This is a genomic window from Streptomyces sodiiphilus, assembly GCF_039529215.1.
Lineage (GTDB): Bacteria > Actinomycetota > Actinomycetes > Streptomycetales > Streptomycetaceae > Streptomyces > Streptomyces sodiiphilus.
Map to the genome: position 1 here is coordinate 1 of NZ_BAAAMJ010000069.1, position 1,225 is coordinate 1,225.

At 68.9% G+C, this 1,225-nt stretch carries 2 protein-coding genes; both read left to right on the forward strand.

What is annotated here, in order from left to right:
• Positions 1 to 145: 145 nt before the first annotated feature.
• Positions 146 to 673, forward strand: a complete 528-nt coding sequence (locus tag ABD299_RS22450; protein WP_425581398.1) for a DUF742 domain-containing protein — start codon at positions 146 to 148, stop codon at positions 671 to 673.
• Positions 654 to 1,225: GTP-binding protein (locus tag ABD299_RS22455; RefSeq protein WP_344265748.1), on the forward strand; the 572-nt coding region annotated here is incomplete at its 3' end. The genes ABD299_RS22450 and ABD299_RS22455, both read left to right, overlap by 20 nt.

Genomic DNA, 1,225 nt, shown 5'->3' on the forward strand with positions numbered 1-1,225 from the left:
CCGACCTGCGTGCCGAACTCCAGGGCAGCATGCTCAACTAGCGGGGACGTCGTGCGCTTTGCGGGCTCGAGCCTTAAAGTTCGAGGACGCGCGACACGACGGGCGTGACAGCAGCCGGCACGCGAAGGCAGTCGGAGGAGGAGACGTGGCAATGCCCCCAGGCGGACCGTACGGCAACGAGTATCCTGCGCAGCCGCAGAACAGCGGCGCGACGGGGCGGTTCAACTTCCCCTCGGCGCCCAGCGGCGGCCGTCGCGAGCCGGGCCGGGAGGCTCCGGGCGGCGCTGCCGGAAGGCAGCAGCCCGCGCCGTCCTCGCCCGCGCGCCGCCCCGAACCGGACCGGCACCAGAGCCGGCGCGGCCCGGTGGACGGCGAGTCGCAGCCGCTGGTGCGTCCGTATGCCATGACCGGCGGACGCACCAAACCGCGGTACCAGCTGGCGATCGAGGCGCTGGTGAGCACCAGTGCCGAGCCCGCCCGGCTGCAGGGCCAGCTCCCGGAGCACCAGCGGATCTGCCAGCTGTGCTATGAGGTCAAGTCCGTCGCCGAGATCTCAGCCCTGCTTTCCATTCCCCTCGGTGTGGCCCGGATTCTGGTGGCCGATCTGGCCGAAGCCGNCCAGCCGGATGTGACGTTGCTCGAAAGGGTGCTCAGTGGACTTCGCAAGCTCTAGCGGCGCGGGCGGGCCGGGACCCGCACGTTCCACCACGTCCGCGAAGATCGTGGTCGCGGGTGGGTTCGGTGTGGGGAAGACCACGTTCGTGGGTGCTGTGTCGGAGATCAATCCGCTGCGGACCGAAGCGGTGATGACGTCGGCGTCGGCGGGGATCGATGATCTGACGCATACGGGTGGGAAGACCACCACGACGGTGGCGATGGACTTCGGCCGTATCACGCTGGACCAGGATCTGATTCTGTATCTGTTCGGTACGCCCGGGCAGGACCGTTTCTGGTTCATGTGGGACGACCTGGTGCGTGGTGCGATCGGTGCGGTGGTGCTGGTCGACACGCGGCGGCTGGCGGACTGTTTCCCGGCGGTGGACTACTTCGAGAACAGTGGTCTGCCGTTCGTGATCGCGCTGAACGGGTTCGACGGGCATCAGCCGTACTCGCCGGAGGAGGTGCGGGAGGCGCTGCAGATCGGTCCGGACGCTCCGATCATCACCACCGACGCCCGGCACCGGGCCGAGGCCAAGAGCGCGCTGATCACCCTCGTCGAGCACGC